A 19738-nucleotide genomic window follows, 5' to 3' on the forward strand; every position below is an offset into this window, starting at 1 on the left:
GGTTTTGCCAAGAGTGAATATGTCTTCGCTTAAAACTATTGAAACGCGTTTAGCCATGGGAATTACTCGAGAGTTGATCTACTGCTGGGGCGAACTTTTAGCTTACGGCACTAGCTGGTTTGGTTAATTCACAGGCAGGCGCACCTTGGTAGCAAGGCCTAGGGCTCTCAATAGGCGGATGTGTTGCCAGGTGAGATCTATCTGTCCGGCTTGCAAGCCCTGTTTGGCGGAGTGGGGGAAAGCATGGTGGTTGTTATGCCAGCCTTCGCCAAAAGTGAGTGCTGCTACCCAGCGATTGTTGCGGGAGGCATCACCACTGGGGTAAGCAATAGTGCCCCAGCAATGGGTGGCCGAATTAACGAGCCAAGTAACATGATACACCAGCACTAGTCTGAGGGGTATACCCCAAAGCACAAGGGCCCAGCCGCCAGCGCCAGTTATGGTGCCGATCCAAAAAAGTAAGCCGGCCAAAGGTAGTTGGAGTAGTAGAAACCACTTGTTCAGCCAGCGGTAGTAGGGGTCGCTAGCTAGATCACCTGTGAGCCTTGGCACGGAAGCCATGGCCGGAATTTCTGAAAACATCCAACCCATGTGGCTCCACCAGAAGCCGCGGTGGCTGTTGTGATGATCAGTATCCGTATCGGAAAATTTATGGTGGTGGCGATGCAGCCCGGCCCAATCGATCGGGCCGTGTTGGGCGCTTAAAGCACCGCAGGTGGCAAAAAAGCGCTCCAGCCATTGCGGCAGCCGAAAGGCCCTGTGGCTTAACAAGCGGTGGTAACCAAGGGTTACCCCAAGGCAGGCGGTTAGCCAATAGAGCACCAATAAGGAGGCAAGAGCAGGCAAACTCCAAAACCGTGGTAACAGCGCATAGGCGGCCAATACATGAATAACCAACATGAAGCCGAGGGTGGCCCAGCGGGCACCTTTTGGCACTGTGCCCTCAGCTTCCCCTCTGCGGGGGTGGCGCAGGCTGCTTGAGCGGCGGGCGGGGCTGATGGCGGCAGCGAGGGGCGGCGCCGATAAAACTGTCATTTAAATCGAATGCGTATCGATTTTGATATCATAGCAATACGGATTCAGATCACGCAACTGATCACGGTACAAATTGTTGCGCTTGTTGATCAGGATTAGATTTGGGCAACGTGGCTGGAGCGATTTGTGGATTATCGAGAGCGTTTGCAATTGGGCCATGGCGCCTTTGCTGCCCTATTGCGGGCCTGGCACGAACGCAATGGTTGGTCTCATCGGGTGCTGCCAGCCCTTGCTGAACAGCTCGATTTGGGGCGTTTGCACAGCTCCCAACTTTCTAATTTGCGCAATAGCAAATTAGCTTCCCCCGGCCCTGAGGTGTTTCTTGCCCTCGGCTGTTGCAATCAGTGGTTAGCAAAAATGCCGCTTCCATTCGCCCAAATTGCTGAAAAACAGGAACTTGCTGCAGCAATTGGCGATAACCCCCAAGCCCTCATCGATTCCGCAGGTTTAGTGCTGGGAGCCGGGGAGCTGCTGGAGATTTTTGTTGGCCTAAGGGCTTTGCCCCCCGGCTTTGATCTCCGCATTTGTGAAGCGGAAGCCCCAGCACTTAGTGCCTCCCTTGGGCTGCTGCTGGCTGGCGGGCGGCCATGGCGTGAATGCCGCGATCGGATAATGGCAGCCTATGGAGTTGAAAAGCGTCAACGCCGTGAGAAATTTGCTGCAGTTATAGCGGGCTTAAATGATTACAGCGCCAATGAATTAGATGTTGAATTAAGCGATCTTCTTGTTACATCAAACTCACTTGGGATAGAATGTGAAAGTGTTGATATATTGCTGCAGAATCTTAGAAAAAATTCCAATTAATTAGAGTTAAATAAATACTAATTAACTAGTTGGGATAGCGAGCAAGGCGTAATTTGCGGGCTAAGCCAAGTCGGCGTAGAAATTTAATGTGTTGCCAAGTGATATCAAGCTCAAACCAGCGCAGGCCGTGGCGGGCTGAATGGGGGAAAGCGTGATGATTATTGTGCCACCCTTCACCAAAACTAAGGATTGCCACCCACCAACAGTTAGTAGAACGATCAGCGCTGTCAAAATTGCGATAACCAAAAACGTGGGTGGCTGAATTCACAAGCCAAGTTACGTGATAAACAACAGTGAGCCTTAAAGGTATGGCCCAAAGCACCAAACCCAAGCCGCCGCCGTGAATTTGATTTGCTTCGCCGAACCAGTAAAGCAACCCCCCTAGAGGCAGCTGCAGTAATAAAAACCAGCGGTCTAACCAGTTATAGAAAGGGTCGCGGCGCAAGTCTCCGGTGAATTTATCAACGTGTTGCAACACAGGGATGTTGTGGAGCATCCACTCGCTATGGGCCCACCACAGCCCTCTGCCGGCGTCGTGATGGTCGTTTTCCTGGTCTGAATACTTGTGATGATGGCGATGAAGCCCTACCCATTCCACTGGCCCCCCTTGGGCGCCCAAGGTGCCCATAAGCACCAGCAACCTTTCCAGCCAATGGGGAGTTTCAAAGCTGCGATGGGCAACAAGGCGATGCAAGCCGAGGGTTACACCAAGCACTGTTACCCAATACAGAAAGGCGAAAGTGAACAACCCCCACCAACTCCAGAACATTGGCAGCAGTGCCGCCACAGCTCCTACATGGTTGGCGAACATAAAAAAGAAAGTACCTTTTTTTACCTTTCTTTGATTTACCGGTAACGGGCCGCGAGGGGCATAAAGCTTTTCCTGCAATTCCTGCTGGTTTAAAGCAGCTGTGGCGGAAGGGTGTGGCGCAACGACCAATTGAATCTCCAATAAAAACCCAGTTCGTGAAACTGGGGGGATCAGATCTGTTTTATGCAACAGCTGATTGATTGAATTTAGCTGCTATCGAGCAGCAGGTGCTGGAGCGGGCTGGGGGAGGATTGCTGAAATACCGAATTACGATCTTCTGTGCTGAGTGATTTTCCGGTGTGGCCTGTGGCTTGCCCCAGCGCTTGGGAGGCGGTGGCAGCTGCTCAGGAGCAGATAGAAGGCCATGCTGCAAAGCGCACCGCCGCAGTGCAACCGCAATTAGCAAAAGTGTTAGCTGCTTTTCAAGCTGAAAAACTCGGCACCCATCACTTCGCTTCAGTGAATGGCTACGGCCACAACGACCAAGGCCGTGAAACTCTCGATCGTGTTTTTGCCCGGGTGCTGGGGGCAGAACAGGCAGCTGTGCGGTTGCAATTTGTGAGTGGCACCCATGCCATTGCAGCAGCCTTATTCGGTGTGCTGAGGCCAGGGGATCGTTTGCTCTCAATCACCGGCCGCCCATACGACACCCTTGAGGAGGTAATTGGTTTGCGGGGCCATGGGAAGGGGTCTCTTGCCGAATTTGGCATTGAATACAGCGAACTACCCCTAAGCCCCACAGGCGTAGTTGATACAGAGGGCCTCGCCGATGCCCTATCGATTCCAACTCGGATGGTTTTGATTCAACGCAGTTGCGGCTACAGCTGGCGTCCTTCGCTGCCGGTGGCGGAAATCGCTCGGCTCTGCGATCAAATAAAAAAACTGCAGCGCAACTGCATTGTTTTTGTTGACAACTGCTATGGCGAATTGGTGGAAGCAGAAGAACCCACCGCCGTTGGCGCTGATCTAATCGCCGGTTCACTGATCAAAAATCTCGGCGGCACAATTGTTCCAACCGGTGGATATGTTGCTGGTGTGGCAGAACTAGTGGAGCAGGCCTGCTGCCGGCTCACAGCCCCAGGTATCGGCGCGGCTGGTGGCACCGGTTTTGATTTGCATCGTCTTTTATTTCAAGGCTTATTTTTGGCACCGCAAATGGTGGCAGAAGCCCTGATCAATGCTGATTTAATTGCTCAAGTTTTTCTTAATCAAAATTTAGAGGTGCAACCCCTGCCTGGAGCAGCCCGCAGTGATGTGATTCAAGCGGTGAAGTTTGGTGATCCAAGGGCCCTGCAGGAGGTGTGCAGGGCTTTTCAGAGTTGCTCTCCGGTGGAGAGTTATTTAAACCCGGTGCCAGCAGCAATGCCTGGTTACAGCAGTGATCTCGTGATGGCAGGAGGCACCTTTATCGATGGCAGCACCAGTGAATTTTCCGCTGATGCGCCCCTTAGGGAGCCTTACGTGCTCTTCAGCCAAGGGGGCACCCACCGCAGCCATGGTGCCCTTGCCTTAGCTGCGGCACTCACGGGCTGGTGGGCCCTTGCTTCAAACTAAAAACACTTTCCACCCTCACGCAGGCGATGGCCCTTTCTTTTCCTGCTGAACTGCTCTATGCAGACAGCCATGAATACGCGGCACTTAATGCGGCCCCTATTCGCGTTGGCATCAGTGCTTTTGCCGTGCAGCAATTGGGCGACATTGTTTTTGTTGAGTTGCCAAGCCCCGGTGCCGCGCTTGAACTTGGTAAGAGTTTTGGCACGGTGGAATCGGTGAAAGCGGTGGAGGAGATGTATGCCCCCCTGTCCGGGAGGGTGCTGGCCTGCAATCAAGCGGTAATTGATCAACCGGAACTGCTGCAAAGCGATCCCTATGGTGCTGGCTGGCTGCTGGAAATAGAAGCCACTGATCCCAGCCAAGCGGCGGCGTTGCTTGATGCCGCTGCCTACAGCGCCAAGGTGCAGGGCAAGTGAATTTTGATTTAGGAGCTGATGATGCTTTTGTTGAGCGCCACCTCGGGCCATCGCCAGCTGAACAGGCCTTGATGCTCGAGCGGCTCAGCTGTGAAACCCTGGAGGATTTATTGCAGGAATGCGTGCCTGCAGCGATCTTGCTACCCGCCAATGAAGCGTGCGAGGGATTGCCAACGGGTTGCTCTGAAGGCCAAGCATTGGCGGATTTGGAGCAAATTGCTAGCCAAAACCAACAATTGCGCAGCCTGATCGGCCTCGGCTACTACAGCTGCCCAATTCCTGCGTTGCTGCAGCGCCATGTATTTGAAAATCCCGCCTGGTACACGGCATACACCCCTTATCAAGCGGAAATCGCCCAGGGCCGCCTTGAAGCGCTGCTCAATTTTCAAACCCTGATCAGCGAGCTAACGGGTTTAGAGATTGCCAATGCCTCTCTATTAGATGAGGCCACGGCAGCAGCAGAAGCGATGGCTCTTGCCCGTGGGGTATGCCGCCGCCCTGAGGCCCAACGCTTTCATGTGCAGGCGGATTTATTTCCTCAAACCCTGGCGGTGTTGCAAACCCGCGCTGAACCGCTTGGCATTGAGTTGGTGCTTGAAGATCCGCTGGCAATGCAGTTTGATCAGCGCAGTTTTGGCCTGCTTTTGCAGTTGCCCGGAGCCAGTGGCCGCTGCCTTAATCCTGAGGCGGTAATCGCTAAGGCAAAAGCGGCGGGAGCAGTAGTTATCGCTGTGGTGGATCCACTAGCGCAGGTGTTGATGGCACCGGTGGCCAGCTTGGGGGTTGAAATCGCAGTGGGCAGCGCCCAAAGATTTGGAGTGCCCCTTGGCTTTGGCGGCCCCCATGCTGCATTTTTTGCCTGCAGCGAAATTTATAAAAGGCAGATTCCTGGCAGGTTGGTTGGAATTTCAAAAGACGATGAAGGCAATGAAGCCCTGCGGCTTGCTTTGCAAACCCGTGAACAACACATTCGCCGTGATAAAGCCACCAGCAACATCTGCACAGCCCAGGTTTTACTCGCGGTGTTGGCTGGTTTCTACGCGGTATACCACGGCCCGAAGGGCTTAAAAGCCCAGGCTTTGCAGGTGCAACGCTTAACAGCTGCTCTGGCTTTGGGCTTAAGCCAGATGGGGCTGGAATTAAGTGCCACCCCCAGCTTCGATACATTGCAATTGCGGCTAGAAAATCCGAGCAATTGGATCGCCCAAGCAGAAGCGGCGGGGTTCAATTTTTTGCAATTGCCAGATGGAATTGGCATCAGCCTTGATGCTTGCAGTAATACTGCTGAACTGGAGCGCTTACTGGCCCTCTTCGGCGCTGGATTAGGCCAACAGCCGCCCGCTACAAGCGATTTACTAGCTGCTGCTGCAGCAAGGCCTGAGGGGGTGGGGGAAATTGGCCCCCGGCTTCGCCCTTGGTTGCAACAGGAGGTTTTTCAGCGCTATCGCAGTGAAACCGAATTGCTGCGCTACATCCAAAGGCTGGTGGCCAAGGATTTTTCCCTTGTGCACGGGATGATTCCGCTCGGCAGCTGCACGATGAAATTAAACGGCGCGGCAGAGTTGCTGCCGGTGAGCTGGCCTGCATTTAGTGGGTTGCATCCCTTTGTGCCAGCGCCGCAACACCAGGGTTACAAGCGTTTAATTAATGATTTGGAAGGCTGGTTAGCTGCCCTCACTGGTTTTGCTGCGGTTTCCCTACAACCAAATGCCGGCTCCCAGGGCGAATTTGCAGGTTTGCTTGTAATTCGCGCCTGGCACAACAGCAGGGGGGAAAGCCACCGCAAGGTGTGTTTAATCCCCACCAGCGCCCACGGCACTAACCCGGCCAGTGCAGTGATGGCAGGCATGCAGGTGGTGGCGGTGCAATGTGATGCCGATGGCAATATCGATCGCAATGATCTAGCTGAGAAAGCAGCTGAATACAGCAACCAACTAGCTGCGCTGATGATTACCTATCCCTCCACCCACGGGGTATTTGAAGAAGGTATTAGTGAAATTTGTGGTTTGGTGCATGGCCATGGCGGCCAGGTGTATCTCGATGGTGCCAATCTCAATGCCCAGGTGGGGGTTTGCAAGCCGGGTTTATTTGGCGCGGATGTGTGCCATCTCAACTTGCATAAAACTTTTTGCATCCCCCATGGGGGCGGTGGCCCTGGGGTGGGCCCGATTGCGGTAGCAAGCCATCTTGCGCCTTACCTGCCTGGCCATCCATTAGTGCCTTGCGGGGGAGCAAAGGGAATTGGCGCTGTGTCTGCAGCCCCATGGGGTAGTGCTTCGATCCTGCCGATCAGTTGGATGTATGTGCGGATGATGGGAGGAGCTGGGCTGCGTAAAGCAACTGCCATTGCCCTGCTTGCCGCTAACGACCTAGCGGAAAGACTTAACCCCCACTACCCCGTGCTCTATCGCGGAGCAAACGGTCGTGTGGCCCACGAGTGCATCCTTGATCTACGGCCCCTCAAAACCACCGCTGGATTGGAGGTGGATGATCTTGCTAAACGGCTGATGGACTATGGATTTCACGCCCCAACAGTGAGTTGGCCTGTGGCGGGCACCGTGATGGTGGAACCAACCGAAAGTGAATCTTTGCGGGAACTTGATCGTTTTGTTGAGGCGATGCTGTCAATTCGCCTTGAGGTGGCGGCGATCGAAGCAGGCCATAGCGACCCACAAAACAACCCCCTAAAACGCGCACCCCATACCCAGGCAGCAGTTACGGCAAATCAGTGGGATCGCCCCTACAGCCGCCAGGAGGCAGCATTCCCAGTAGCTGGATTGCTTACTAATAAATTGTGGCCTGCAGTGGCACGCATCAATAATGCCTACGGCGATCGCAATCTTGTGTGCAGTTGCCCATCGGTGCAAGAGCTGGCAAGCCCTGAATTAATGCCCAATTGAAATCTTTTTTAATCTTGTGAATCCTGATGGGGACTGTGATTTGAGCTAAAAACAAGTTTCTTTTTATTTTAATCACTTAAAACTTAAGATTTTCTACTTGATTTAAGCCTTGCCTTTGTTGCATTATCTGGTCCAAGTGCGGTTGAAAGCCTTTTGGTTTTCACGGCAAAGCTGTCTGATGGGGATCATGACCAGCAAAATCAGCACTCATCTAAAAGTGCTCAGTAGCCCTGAGTTACCTTTCCAAGCGGGTCAATTACAGCAATCTTTAGCGAAGGGCGAAACGGTGCAAATGGAAGGTACCAATGTGGTGCGGGTTCCATTTGGTGTGCGTAAACCACGCCGCACCCGTCCGCAACGCCCCTTGCACTGGGCCACCTTGGTAATTCCGCTGCAAAGCTGGGATCCCACCCCACCGCCCCAGGCGGCTTAAGCGCAGTATCGCTGCTGTTGATTGCTGGCAATATTTTCTAAACGCAACTGGCTTGGGCTTGAGCTACTACTTTTCGTTTGCTGCGGTAATAGATCGAGCCGCGGCCGACGATCGCGCCCCAGCCGCGCCAAACGCCAATCAACCAAAGCTTTTACATCTGAAATTGAACATGCTGGTGCACGAAATGGCAGCACATGCATCGGGCTGCGTTCTGGCCTCACCAGCCAGCTGAAATCTTGCTGAGGGATCAGCACAAAACCGCGATATCGCACCGCTGGTTCAAGGGGTTTTATAACGCTTGCGTTGAATTCGTTAAGGGTTTCGCCGGCTTGCACAACCTTTAATTCAAACCGATCACATTTGAACCCAAATCGATCGAATTAACACGCTTTTTTTCTAAAGCCAGATATACAAGCGGTTAGTAGTTAGCGCCACTGCGGCGATGGTGCAGAGCTGTTAGGCCCGATTCATCAAAAAGGCCACCGCCAGTTACTTGGGCATAGAGCACCCAGTGGTCGCCGCAATCCATGCGTTGTTGCACAGTGGCTTCTAGCCAGGCCAATGCATCTGGCAGCAGGGGTTGCCCCGCTGGGCTGTTGCGCAATTCAAGGCCAGCAAAACGATCGCTGCCGGGGCTAAAAGGCTGCAAAAACTGCTTCATCGTTGTTAATTCACGGCCTGCGGCAAGCACGTTCAAAGCAAAACGATCGCCCACATGCAGCAGTGCTTCCACAGCTCGATCGCGGGCTACCGCCACACTGAAACCCGGCGGTTGAAAACTTGCCTGGCTTACCCAGCTCGCCACCATTGCACCACTAAGGCTTTGCTCCCCCTCCCCTTTACGGGCCGTTAATACACAAAGGGAACCGATCACCCTGCCGAGCGCCAGAACTGCGGGGTCACTGCGGCTTTCACTGAGGCCGCCAGCAGTGCGTTTTTGTTGACGTTTTTGTTGCTGTTGCAACTCCCTCGCCAAGGCCATGCCGGTTTCTTCACAGCGCTTAAGCGTTTGAACATCGGGTTTGAATTTCACCCGGATTGCGGCAAAGGCTTGCTTAAATCCTGCATCACTAAGTTTGCTTTCCAGCAGATCAACCGCTTCACCACTCCAACCAAAACTGCCAAATACACCCACAGGTTTGCTGCGATCGCCTTCTGCAAGCAAGGTGCCAAGGGCAGAAACAATTGGGGTGGGGGCATGCCCCCCCAAGGTGGGCGAGCCGATCAATACGGCATTGCAATTCTTTATTCCATCTAGCAGTAGCCCGGGGTCGCTGAATTCGCAATTCAGGCTGTTTACGCGCACGCCAGTGCGGGCGATACCTTGGGCAATGGCATCAGCAATAGCGGCGGTATTGCCATAGGCGCTGGCATAAATAAGGGTTACAGCAATACTTGCTTTGCGTTGCACCTCCCCCCAACGGCGGTAATCAGCCAGGAGGCTGCGCCAGCTATCCACAATTGCGGGGCCATGGCCTGGAGCGATACTACGGATTGCTAATTCTTCTAAACGGTTAACTACTATTTCCACCTGGTTAGCCATTGGCGCCATCAGGCAGTCGTAGTAGTAGCGGCGATCTTCGCTACTACTGGTGGAATTGATTTCGGCGTAGCTTTCGGTGCAAAAGTGAGCAGCAAAGAAACGACCACTCATCAATAGGCCACTGGCGCGGTGGAAGGCTGCTAAGCCGCCGGGCCAGCGTGGTGTAGGCAAGGCCAATAGCTGTAATTCTTGGCCATTGGGTAATACAAGTAGCTGTTCATGTTTAACCACCTCCAATGGTGCTAAAGCCGGAGGAGGAGTTTGCTCTTCAGTGCCCGGCCGTTGTTGGTGCCATAACTCCTTAAGCAGTTTTGCGCCGGCATTAGATGCCACCAGTTTTAGTTGGGTCCAGCTTTTTGCTAAGCGCTGCAGCAAGGCCACCCGATTTGGGTTCACATCACCTAGCACCACGGAGAGGGGGCTGGTGAAGGGCACTAAATCTTTTAGTTGCTCTAAAAATGGTTCCGCAAAGGCATCTCCAGGTGGATGCACCAGTACAGCTGCGCAATTACTACTACTGGTATGAAGAAAACTGTTGTGGCAGGTGCCCCGCTCCAGCCCATACTCCACCTCAAATCGCAAGCGCTTGGGGCTTAACCCCCGCAGGCAGATCAAATCCTCCTCTAGCGCTATCTGAATAACACGGCGATCTTCCATTAGTAGTGGTTCCCCACTTTGCGGTGGTGGGTTGCAGTGAGTGCTTGCTGATCAGCTACGTTGCCGTTTCGCACTTCTGCATATATAAGCCAATGATCGGCGCATTCCATGCGTTGCATCACCACGCAATCAAGAAATGCCAGGGCATCGCTCAATACAGGTCCGCCGATGGCGGCAGAATCTAAAGTGGCTATACCTTTAAAACGATCAGCACCGGGGGGAAAACGCTTTAGGAAATGCCGCAGTAGGGGCTGATGGTTTTCAGCTGCTAAAACATTAATTACAAAGTTATCGCCCATCTGCAATAACGCCTCGATCGCACGATCTTTAGCAACAGCCACCGTTAGCCCGGGGGGGGTAAAGCTCGCTTGGCTCACCCAGCTAGCAACCATGGCGCTACTGCGTTCTTCCTGCCGCGCTGTTACCACATATAAGCCTCCGCTAAGGCGACCTAGAGCTTTATCAACATCTGCATCTAGAGCCTTCATCGCCGCTATCGCTTTATCGCGCAATAGCAATTGACCTAAATCGGTGCCAGCCTCTTCGCATAATTGATAGGCAGCCGCATCAGGCACACTACGAATGCGCAGTGCTGCAAAAGCTTGGCTATGGCCAAGTTCGCGCAATTGGCCAGCAATAGCATCAATCGGGTCGTCGTTGCCGCCATAGGCGTCGTATAAACCCACTGGTTGTTTGGCTTGTAAAGCTGCTAAAACGGTTCCCCAATTGCTCTGTAAATCGCTATCGCGATTAGCTGGTGGGGTGGGGAGCACCACTGCAGCTGCTTCTCCAATTAAGGCTGCCAATTCTTGGGGTTCAGTACCCCTTAGATCCACCAATTGCACGGGCAAATCTGTTTTATTGATACCTCTAGCAATCGCTTGGCTCAGGCGATCACAGAATCCATATAAACTCACGTAAACAACAGCTGCGTAGCGATCACCTTTGCTGCGCTCACGGCTCCAATCGCCGTAGTCGTTTAACCATAATTTGAGATGATCTCTTAGTAAGGGGCCGTGGCCAGTAGCGATCAGTTTTATTGGCGGAAGCGCGTCTATGCGTTTTAGTGCTTGCAGCACACTGCGGGCATTCGGGCCCATTAGGCAATCGTAGTAGTAACGAAAATCTGGTGCTATGGCACCTGGATCAACATCAAAAGTTGCTTCGCTGCAATAGTGCAAACCAAAAGCATCACAGGTATAAAGCACTGCGGTGCCATGGTCAAAACTAAATATTGTGTCTGGCCAATGCAGATTTGGAGCGCTTAAAAATTCCAGTTCGTGCTGAATTCCACTGTTGGCATTTGCGCCGAGATCAAGGCGATCACCGCTTTTAACAGCGCGGCTTCGAAAGGGGCGATGCACCATGCTTTCGAGGTAATTGATCGCCACCTTGGAAGCCACCACCTCCATATTTGGGTTTAAATCCAATAAATCTGCAACTAAACCGGAATGATCTGGTTCTGTGTGGGAAATAACCAGGTGATCGATCAAACAGGGATTAATAAGTTCTTTTAGTGCAGGTATCCATTGATTACGGAATTTTGCATGGCTGGAATCCACAAGGGCAACGCGTTCTCCTCTTAACAAAAAGGAGTTGTATGTGGTGCCGTTGCGCAGGCCGAATTCAATATCAAAACGGCTGCGATCCCAATCAAGCGATCGCAATGTGGTTGTATCGGCAGCAATATCGAGCTGCTGCACTGTGAGCCTTGGCTCCATGGCTGATTTGCGTTAGATCGAATCTAAGGCCGGCTTGGGGCTGTTGTTGCGCAAACTTAAGCCCGGTATCGAGCTCACTAATGCCGATACCTGATCGCGAAACTGCTGCAAAGTTTCATCGGTGCCTGGTTCCCCATGCCATTGCAAACGGGTTAGGAGCTCGAGCCCACCTTGTTCCCTATCCGGCTGGAGCGTTGCATCAAGGCAAAGCAGCCCAACAATGTTGGGATGGCTTGCCCGCAGCGCCCCATGCACTGCTCCGTTATCGATGATTTCAACCCGGTGGCCAAGGCGTATCAGATCTTTACGTAAAGCATTTAGCCAAATGCGGAGCCCAGGAGCGGTGCTGGTGCACACGCGTATTAGTTCCATCCGAAACCATGCATGGGTGAGATTGTGAGTCTCGGTTGTTGCAGGTTGGATTGGCTGTGCCCTGGGCCACCTTTGCAGAACTAACCCTCTACCGCAACAGTTACAGCAGCATTGGATTCTGCTTTTGGTGCATTGATATGCAACAAGCCATCTTTGTAGTTGGCTTTTAGTTGGTCGCGGTTGATGCCACGGGGGAAGCGGAAACTACGGCTCCAGGTGCCATAGCGGAACTCATTCACTAAAGGTGCGCTTTGTTGAGCTGTTTGGTTTTGATCTTCCGTTGAATTAAAAGTTGGAATGCAGCGTTGGGCTGTAACCACCAGGCTGCGTTCTGTTGCTTTTACATCGATTGATTGGCGATCAACACCAGGTAATTCAAGGCTGATCTGGAAGCCTTCATTTGTTTCACGCACTTCAGCGGCCGGTACCCGTTCGGCCTGTGCTATTTGCTGTTCAAGTTTGTCGAATAGATCGAAATGGGTTGCGTGGCGAGTAAGCATTGGTTGAAGTTCAGAAGACCCATCAAGCATCGTTAAAAGGAATGCTGTTGTGGAGTGTATGAACCGAACTTTTTGGTTCGGTGCTCCTTACCGGCTTCGGTTCTCCGCACCACCACCAATCGCTAAAACATGCGGCTTGGCCCCTGTAATGCAACTCTGCATCAATCAAATTCCATAGTTTTGCGCCGCGAATTTGGAACCGTTCTCCCTGGCTATTAATTCGTTCACCTCCGTAGCCATCAAGCCAATTTTTTTCTTTTACCTGCGCTAAAAACTTTTCACGATCAAAGCGTTGCTGCTGGCTTGCACTAAGCCTTGAAGGCAAACCCACCATCTCAGACCAGCTGCGTTTAAATAAATTTAATGCAGCTCTATTTGCATAAATAAAACACGGATCTTCTGCACCATTATGGCAAAGAATCACTTGGTCTAGTATGAATAATTCTTGAGCTGCAAGGCGAGTTCCTTTCGCCTGTAATAGAGGCCTACCAAAATACTTTTGATGTGATTGTAATAATAAAGCCACCAGCCCCAGGGTTTCGGGGCAAAGCCAGGGGGGATCGTTGGGGTTGTTTTGGTTTTGATTCACGGAGTTGCGTTTGTTGCCATCGCCAGCAACATTGCTGCTTGCGCTTTTTGATTGCTATGTTCACGCAGGTGTTCCAAAAATATTTGTTTTGCCTGTGGATAAAGCGGTTCCTCTGCCAGCGGTAGATCACCAGCTTCTGCTAAGCCACTGCTTTCAAGGGCTGGCGTGATCACCACTAAATCAGGATCTAATGGCGAATTGTATTGCCACCATTTCTCGGCATCTACATAATTCTCAATAGCATGATTAATAGAAGCACCTGCAATTTCTTGTTTGTTTTGTAATATTATTTTGCGCTTTTCAGCTAGCGCCTGCAGTAAATGCTTGCGGCTACGGCCCCGTAATTGGAATAAAACAAAAGGATCTTCAGTAAAACGATCACCCATCAAATAATAAACAGCACTGATATGTTTGCAGGGATTTGCCTTGTCTGGGCAGCTGCATTCACTACCAATTTCTTCTAATTTAAAAGGGAATAATCTACGACCGCTGGCGGCAAAAGCCCGTTCGATATCCTGCGGCATAATCCCGGCCAATAGCTGGCAGGCCCAGCGCGCTTTTTGGCTGAGGGCTTCTAATACAAATTCCCAATCTTCATCAGTTAAAACATCAAGCCATAATTGCACTTTATAAGGTTCTGATTCAGTGCCCTGCACCTCCGCTTGTACCCTACGCCCTTCAAACCTAATGGAAATTACATTGCCTTCACGGGCATAAATCCAAGCTCTTTCAAGGCGCTTTTTATAGCGATATGAATTAATTAATTCCATCCACTCGAGCACCCACCAAGGCTGCTCTCCCAATCCATCTTTACCTAATTGGGTGGTGATATTATTGCCGCTTGTCATTTTAGTTCTCCTCCAGGGCCACCAGGTTTCTTAACTGTGTAAATTCCAAACCACCCAACCATTCTTCGCCGCTGCCAACAATATCCGCTGCAAGTTTTGCTTTTTCTTTTATCATCTGATCTATTTTTTCCTCAATTGAGCCAGTGGTGATGAATTTATGCACTAACACCTTCTTTTGTTGGCCAATGCGGTAGGCCCTGTCTGTAGCTTGATTTTCTACAGCCGGATTCCACCAGCGATCTATATGGAATACATGGCTTGCTCTTGTTAGATTTAAACCAACGCCACCAGCTTTTAACGAAAGTAGAAATAATTGCGGACCCCGCGGATCTAGTTGAAAGCGATCCACCATCGCTTGCCTAGCATTTTTACTACTACCACCATGCAAAAAGGGCACTTCTTGCTGCCAGCGTTGCTGCAGGTGGCTTTGTAATAAGTGCCCCCATTCGGCGAATTGAGTGAATAACAATGCTCGATCTCCGGCTTCTAACAGCTCTTCAAGCAATTCTTCAAGCCGTTGCAATTTAGCTGACCTGCTTGCAAAACCTTCGCCTACTGTTTCTTCTTTAAGCGCAAGAGCGGGATGATTACAGATTTGTTTTAAACGTGTGAGCAGAGCTAGAACTTGGCCATTTTTCTTGCCAAGAGGTGCTCTTTGGATTGCCTCCAGGCTTGCATCTACGGTTTTTGTATATAAGCGGCGTTGTTCGGGGCTTAGGGAAACCCATTCATTTAGTTCAAGCTTTTCTGGTAGATCTGTAATTATTGATTTGTCTGTTTTTAAACGGCGCAATATAAATGGTTTAACTCTGGATTTTAGATCCTTTAATGATGCTGTATCTCCATAGCGTTCAATCGGCAACTTATAGCGTTGTTTAAAGAAATCCTCTTCTCCCAACACGCGGGGATTGAGATAATCCATTAGTGCCCACAGTTCACTAACCCTGTTTTCCACTGGTGTGCCGGTTAAGGCAATGCGGAAACGCCCTTGGCGCGATGGTTTTGCCAGCAGGCGTGCAGCTTGGCTTTGTTTTGAAGCAGCATTTTTGATCGCCTGGGCTTCGTCTATTACCACCCCCTGCCAATCCACATTGCTTAATAGATTGCTATCTCTTTGCAATAAGGCATAGCTTGTTAAACACAGATCTATCCCTTTTAGGCTTTTGCTTAACGCAGCATCTGTCGCCGCTCGTTTTGGCCCGTAGTGCTCAATTAGATTTAGTTTTGGGGTGAATTTACCCGCTTCCCGTTTCCAATTCGTGAGCACTGAAGTGGGAGCCACCAGTAATACGGGGCGGCGCAATTCTTTTTCTGCTTTTAAGTGTTGTAAAAATGCCAGCAGTTGAATTGTTTTGCCCAAGCCCATGTCGTCTGCTAAGCAGGCGCCTTGGTTGAAGCGATGCAAGAAAGCAAGCCAACCCAAACCCCGTTCTTGATATGGCCGTAGCTGCCCGCTAAATCCCTCCGGTGCAGGTAGCGGATCAGGGGCTTTTTGCTGGTGGTATTGCTCCAACACCGCTTGCAGGCGCGGACCGGCTTGAAATTGATGCACCGGCAGCCGCTGCAGGCTTTCCCCTTCGTTGGCGCTGAGCCTTAAGGCGTCATCAAGGCTTAGGGGTGGGTTAAGCGCGCAAAACTTTTCGGCATTGCGTAGATCCCCCGGTCTTAATTCAAGCCATGCCCCCTTGTGTTGCACCAACGGACTTCGTTTTGCTTGTAGCCGTTCCAGCTCTTTAAGGCTGATTAATACACCGCCGATCATCAACTCCCAGCTCCATTCGAGATCTTCGCCAAGGCTGAAACCTGTTGCTCCGCTTGGTAATTCGGCTTTAATCGCCAGGCCGAGCCGGCTTGCTAGGCCGCCGCTGAGGCTTGCGGGTAACACCACTCCTACCCCCACATCACGCAGGCGAGCAGTAGCGGTTCGCACCAGCACAAATGCTTCTGCTGGAGCCAATTGCATCTGCTCAGGGGTGGCAGTTTCTAAGCCGCGACCGAGGGGCTCAAAAGCCACTAAGGCCCTACCTAAACCCTCCAGCAATAATTCCGCTGGATCCGCCACATTGATGTCGCCCAATTGAAGTTTGCCTGCCCCAGCGGCCCACACCGCTGCAGCGGGTTTACGCAGGCTTGGATTCGCTTCTGCTTGTAGGCCGAAATGCAGTTGCCACAGTTCACTGCCCTCTGCTGGCACCTGCAGCTCTAATACAGCCCTTGCTGGAGCCATCCTTCCGGCCACTGTTTCGCGCCAATGGGCAGTGGCGGAAGCCAGCCGTTGGCAATCCCCTTCCACAAGCTCCAAATCGGCTGCACTGCAATGCAAAGAGCTCTGCCAGGCAGCTAGTAAGGGGTCTAATTTTGGAGTTTCTATTTCATTGAAATAAGTTGCTTGATCTGAACGCAGCTGGCTATCGAGCAGAACGGCAATAATTTCCGCGAGTTGCAAGCGGGGCGCACTTGGTCGCATGCAGGCCAGTTCAGCTATTTCAGGAGCATTGGCGCAGTGGATTGCTGCGGGCATGCGGCTAGCTAGATCTTCCAGGCGGCGGCGGTCGCTTTCATGGTTGAGCAACGGTTCCCAACGGCCACTAGCAAGGCCAGAGCGATTTGTTTGCACGGCCGGTAGCCAACGCCCCCGGGCGATCAAGCTCAATACCCAGCGCTGCAAGTGGCTCCACCAGAGCAATTCATCGCTGAGACAAGTATTGCCGCCTCCAGTTAGCGGTAATTTGCTCAGCCAGGTGGCTGCCAAGGGAGCTGGTAATACAAGGGCAGACACCCGCCAAGGCCACCATTCCAGCTGTTTTGGTAGCAACTCACCCGCCATCAAAGGCAGGCCATTACTGCGGGTGGGCAGGCTTAATTGCAATTCCAGAGGCTGCGTTCCTGCTGGCAACAATTTCTGTTGCTGCAACCAATTTGATAATTCAGGTTCAGATAAAGCAAGCGGATGGAGCGGGGGTGCCTCCAGCCGATCTAGCTCGATTGGTGTTGCTACCTGCCAGTTATCAGCCCAGAGGGCAAGGCAAGGCAGAGCAGAATTCTGCAGCCACGCGGCATGCAGCAGGGTCATAGGAAATAGCGCCCCAGCGCATCACTATGGCTGGGCGCTGGCAGCGAATTGAATCGCCGTTGCGAGATCATGGCTGCATCAGGTTTGAAATGCTTCGAAATGGCAATTACCCCCCGCAGCGGCAGTGAAATTCGTGCTGCTTTTCTTAAATTTTTTGAGCAGCGAGGCCATAAACCAATGGCAAGCGCTTCCTTGGTGCCGGAAGATCCCACGGTGCTGCTCACTATCGCTGGCATGTTGCCATTCAAGCCGGTTTTTTTGGGGCAGCAGCAGCGGCCTGCGGCGCGGGTTACCAGCAGCCAAAAATGCATAAGAACAAACGATATTGAAAATGTGGGCCGTACGGCGCGGCATCACACATATTTTGAGATGCTCGGTAATTTTTCCTTTGCTGATTATTTCAAGGAAGAGGCGATCAAATGGGCTTGGGAGCTGAGTACTGAGGTGTATGGGCTTGATCCAAAAAATTTGGTAGTTAGTGTTTTCAGGGAAGACGACGAAGCAGAGCAGATCTGGCGCGATCTGGTAGGCGTTAAGCCAAATCGAATCATTCGTATGGATGAAGCCGATAATTTTTGGGCTTCTGGCCCCACCGGTCCTTGCGGACCATGCTCCGAAATCTATTACGACTTCAAACCAGAACTAGGCGACATCGGCATTGATCTAGAAGACGACTCCCGTTTTATCGAGTTTTATAACTTGGTATTTATGCAATACAACCGCAACGCAGAAGGGGAGCTAACTCCTCTCGCAAAGCCATGTATTGATACCGGCATGGGCCTTGAGCGAATGGCTCAAATTCTTCAGCAGGTGCCTAACAACTATGAAACTGATCTGATCTACCCACTAATTGAAACAGCAGCAAATCTTGCAGCTATTAACTATCAAAATCTTGATTCCAAAGGGCAAACTTCTTTGAAGGTGATCGCTGATCATTCGCGTGCAATTACGCAACTTATTTGTGATGGCGTAACAGCTAGCAATTTGGGCCGCGGCTATATCCTTAGGCGCCTATTGCGGCGCGTGGTGCGTCATGGACGGCTACTTGGTATTGAAAAGCCTTTTTTAGCGACAATGGGAGAAGCCTCAATTGCATTGATGGCTGCGGCATATCCCCAATTGCTTGAGCGCCGTGAGTTGATCCTGGTGGAGCTCGCTCGCGAGGAAACCCGGTTTCTTGAAACCCTTGATCGTGGTGAGAAGTTATTGGCGGAGCTGTTGGCTGCTAACCCCTTGCAGATAAGTGGTGAACAGGCTTTTGAACTCTACGACACCTATGGTTTTCCTTTGGAGTTAACTGAGGAGATCGCCGCAGAGCATGGTCTCAAGGTGGACCTTGCCGGATTTGAAATGGCAATGCAGGCCCAACGGGAGCGGGCCAAGGCCGCAGCGGTAAGCATTGATCTCACCTTGCAGGCTGCGATTGATCAAGTGGTTGCAGTTTCAGCTATTACTACCTTCAATGGCTACAAACAGCTAAACCAAACCGCTACTGCATTGGCGTTATTGGTAAATGGTGCAGTAGCCCAGCAGGCTAATTCTGGTGATCAGGTGCAGTTGATTTTGGATGCCACTCCTTTTTACGGCGAGGGGGGTGGCCAGGTTGGCGATCAGGGCCTGCTCGCCAATTCTGCTGTGAAAGTGGCGATAAATTCGGTTACACGCAACCGCAATGTGTATGTACATAGCGGCCAGGTTGAAAGCGGTTCTATAGCGGTGGGTGATGTGGTGCAGGCCCAGGTGGATGCCAAATTTCGGCGCTGCGCCCAGGCAAATCACACCGCCACCCACCTACTGCAGGCGGCCCTCAAGCAGTTGGTGGATCCCGCCATCTCCCAGGCCGGTTCGCTTGTGGATTTTGATCGGCTGCGTTTTGATTTCCATTCGCCCCGTGCCATTACCCCATCGGAACTGGATCAAATTGAGGCGTTAATCAATAGCTGGATCACTGCAGCCCTTAGCTTGCAGGTGAGTGAGATGCCGATTGAGCAGGCAAAAGCAGCGGGAGCGGTAGCGATGTTTGGTGAGAAATATGGAGACCTGGTGCGGGTGGTGGATGTGCCAGGGGTTTCGATGGAGCTTTGCGGTGGTACCCATGTGGCAAATAGCGCCGAACTTGGTGTGTTCAAAATCATCAGCGAGGCTGGGGTAGCTGCAGGTGTGCGCCGTATCGAGGCAGTGGCGGGTTCAGCGCTGTTGCCATACCTAAACCAACGAGATGGGGTAGTGAAGGCCCTCACTGAACGCTTCAAGGTGCAACCAGCTGAAATTCTTGAGCGGGTGGGGCTTTTGCAGGAGGAATTAAAAGCCACTGGGAAGGCATTAGCTGCAGCCCGGGAAGAATTGGCATTAGTTAAAGCATCGGCATTGCTGAACCAGGCCGAAACCGTTGGGGATTATCAAATTTTGGTGGTCCGCCTTGATGGGATTGGCGCTGATGGAATGCAAACCGCCGCGCAGCAACTACAGGAGCAGCTCGGGG

16 protein-coding genes are annotated in these 19738 nt (G+C 51.9%); 6 read left to right on the plus strand and 10 right to left on the minus strand.

What is annotated here, in order from left to right; all coding sequences use genetic code 11:
- Positions 1-123: 123 nt before the first annotated feature.
- On the minus strand, positions 124-1035 hold the full coding sequence (locus AC2JC8_RS07010; RefSeq protein ID WP_484401457.1) for an acyl-CoA desaturase: 912 nt from the start codon (positions 1033-1035) through the stop codon (positions 124-126).
- Positions 1036-1161: 126 nt separating this feature from the next.
- Between AC2JC8_RS07010 and AC2JC8_RS07015 the strand changes: the two genes are divergently transcribed.
- The gene (locus AC2JC8_RS07015; protein ID WP_484594414.1) at positions 1162-1839 is read left to right on the plus strand and encodes a hypothetical protein; all 678 of its coding nucleotides are present in this window, start codon (positions 1162-1164) and stop codon (positions 1837-1839) included.
- 25 nt (positions 1840-1864) lie between these two features.
- Here the strand turns inward: AC2JC8_RS07015 and AC2JC8_RS07020 are convergent, their stop codons facing one another.
- Positions 1865-2728, minus strand: a complete 864-nt coding sequence (locus AC2JC8_RS07020) for an acyl-CoA desaturase (protein ID WP_484594421.1) — start codon at positions 2726-2728, stop codon at positions 1865-1867.
- 201 nt (positions 2729-2929) lie between these two features.
- On the opposite strand from AC2JC8_RS07020, the gene AC2JC8_RS07025 reads away from it, so the two are divergent.
- The 4 genes from AC2JC8_RS07025 (at position 2930) to AC2JC8_RS07040 (ending at position 7953) form a co-directional block, all read left to right on the plus strand.
- On the plus strand, positions 2930-4204 hold the full coding sequence (locus tag AC2JC8_RS07025; protein WP_461555772.1) for a methionine gamma-lyase family protein: 1275 nt from the start codon (positions 2930-2932) through the stop codon (positions 4202-4204).
- 26 nt (positions 4205-4230) lie between these two features.
- Positions 4231-4620, plus strand: coding sequence for a glycine cleavage system protein GcvH (gcvH, locus tag AC2JC8_RS07030; protein ID WP_484594422.1), 390 nt, complete (start codon positions 4231-4233; stop codon positions 4618-4620).
- Positions 4621-4691: 71 nt separating this feature from the next.
- Positions 4692-7520, plus strand: coding sequence for an aminomethyl-transferring glycine dehydrogenase (gene gcvP, locus AC2JC8_RS07035; RefSeq protein WP_484594423.1), 2829 nt, complete (start codon positions 4692-4694; stop codon positions 7518-7520).
- A gap of 187 nt (positions 7521-7707) precedes the next feature.
- Positions 7708-7953, plus strand: coding sequence for a hypothetical protein (locus AC2JC8_RS07040; RefSeq protein WP_484401452.1), 246 nt, complete (start codon positions 7708-7710; stop codon positions 7951-7953).
- On the opposite strand, the gene AC2JC8_RS07045 is transcribed toward AC2JC8_RS07040, so the two are convergent.
- From AC2JC8_RS07045 to AC2JC8_RS07080, 8 genes are all read right to left on the minus strand, one after another.
- Positions 7950-8288: a hypothetical protein gene (locus tag AC2JC8_RS07045; protein WP_484594424.1), complete on the minus strand. Its 339-nt coding sequence runs from the start codon at positions 8286-8288 to the stop codon at positions 7950-7952. The genes AC2JC8_RS07040 and AC2JC8_RS07045 overlap by 4 nt on opposite strands.
- An 83-nt stretch (positions 8289-8371) precedes the next feature.
- Complete coding sequence (locus tag AC2JC8_RS07050; protein ID WP_484594415.1) at positions 8372-10153, minus strand: flavin reductase; 1782 nt, start codon at positions 10151-10153, stop codon at positions 8372-8374.
- Complete coding sequence (locus AC2JC8_RS07055; protein ID WP_484594416.1) at positions 10153-11874, minus strand: flavin reductase; 1722 nt, start codon at positions 11872-11874, stop codon at positions 10153-10155. The genes AC2JC8_RS07050 and AC2JC8_RS07055 overlap by 1 nt, the downstream gene beginning before the upstream one ends.
- Positions 11875-11886: 12 nt before the next feature.
- A complete protein-coding gene (locus tag AC2JC8_RS07060) occupies positions 11887-12246 on the minus strand; it encodes a hypothetical protein (protein WP_255132122.1) in 360 nt (119 codons plus the stop codon).
- Between the two features lie 80 nt (positions 12247-12326).
- Positions 12327-12746, minus strand: coding sequence for an Hsp20/alpha crystallin family protein (locus AC2JC8_RS07065; RefSeq protein ID WP_484401586.1), 420 nt, complete (start codon positions 12744-12746; stop codon positions 12327-12329).
- Positions 12747-12768: 22 nt separating this feature from the next.
- The gene (locus tag AC2JC8_RS07070) at positions 12769-13335 is read right to left on the minus strand and encodes an MEKHLA domain-containing protein (protein WP_484594417.1); all 567 of its coding nucleotides are present in this window, start codon (positions 13333-13335) and stop codon (positions 12769-12771) included.
- Positions 13332-14183 (minus strand): SWIM zinc finger family protein, encoded by an 852-nt coding sequence (locus tag AC2JC8_RS07075; protein WP_484594418.1) that lies wholly within the window; start codon positions 14181-14183, stop codon positions 13332-13334. Before AC2JC8_RS07075 ends, AC2JC8_RS07070 begins: the two co-directional genes overlap by 4 nt.
- Before the next feature lies 1 nt (position 14184).
- Positions 14185-17256 carry a DEAD/DEAH box helicase gene (locus AC2JC8_RS07080; protein WP_484594419.1) on the minus strand — a complete coding sequence of 1024 codons (3072 nt, stop codon included), beginning with the start codon at positions 17254-17256 and terminating at the stop codon, positions 14185-14187.
- Between the two features lie 99 nt (positions 17257-17355).
- Between AC2JC8_RS07080 and alaS the strand changes: the two genes are divergently transcribed.
- Positions 17356-19738: alanine--tRNA ligase (gene alaS / locus AC2JC8_RS07085; protein ID WP_484594420.1), on the plus strand; the 2383-nt coding region annotated here is incomplete at its 3' end.

The organism is Synechococcus sp. (assembly GCF_982614295.1).

Bases quoted from the DNA above. Each gene is read 5' to 3' on its own strand.
- gcvH (WP_484594422.1), top strand. From the start codon at position 4,231: ATGGCCCTTTCTTTTCCTGCTGAACTGCTCTATGCAGACAGCCATGAA.
- AC2JC8_RS07075 (WP_484594418.1), bottom strand. From the start codon at position 14,183: ATGACAAGCGGCAATAATATCACCACCCAATTAGGTAAAGATGGATTG.
- AC2JC8_RS07040 (WP_484401452.1), top strand. From the start codon at position 7,708: ATGACCAGCAAAATCAGCACTCATCTAAAAGTGCTCAGTAGCCCTGAG.
- AC2JC8_RS07055 (WP_484594416.1), bottom strand. From the start codon at position 11,874: ATGGAGCCAAGGCTCACAGTGCAGCAGCTCGATATTGCTGCCGATACA.
- AC2JC8_RS07065 (WP_484401586.1), bottom strand. From the start codon at position 12,746: ATGCTTACTCGCCACGCAACCCATTTCGATCTATTCGACAAACTTGAA.
- AC2JC8_RS07080 (WP_484594419.1), bottom strand. From the start codon at position 17,256: ATGACCCTGCTGCATGCCGCGTGGCTGCAGAATTCTGCTCTGCCTTGC.
- AC2JC8_RS07050 (WP_484594415.1), bottom strand. From the start codon at position 10,153: ATGGAAGATCGCCGTGTTATTCAGATAGCGCTAGAGGAGGATTTGATC.
- gcvP (WP_484594423.1), top strand. From the start codon at position 4,692: ATGCTCGAGCGGCTCAGCTGTGAAACCCTGGAGGATTTATTGCAGGAA.
- AC2JC8_RS07010 (WP_484401457.1), bottom strand. From the start codon at position 1,035: ATGACAGTTTTATCGGCGCCGCCCCTCGCTGCCGCCATCAGCCCCGCC.
- AC2JC8_RS07060 (WP_255132122.1), bottom strand. From the start codon at position 12,246: ATGGAACTAATACGCGTGTGCACCAGCACCGCTCCTGGGCTCCGCATT.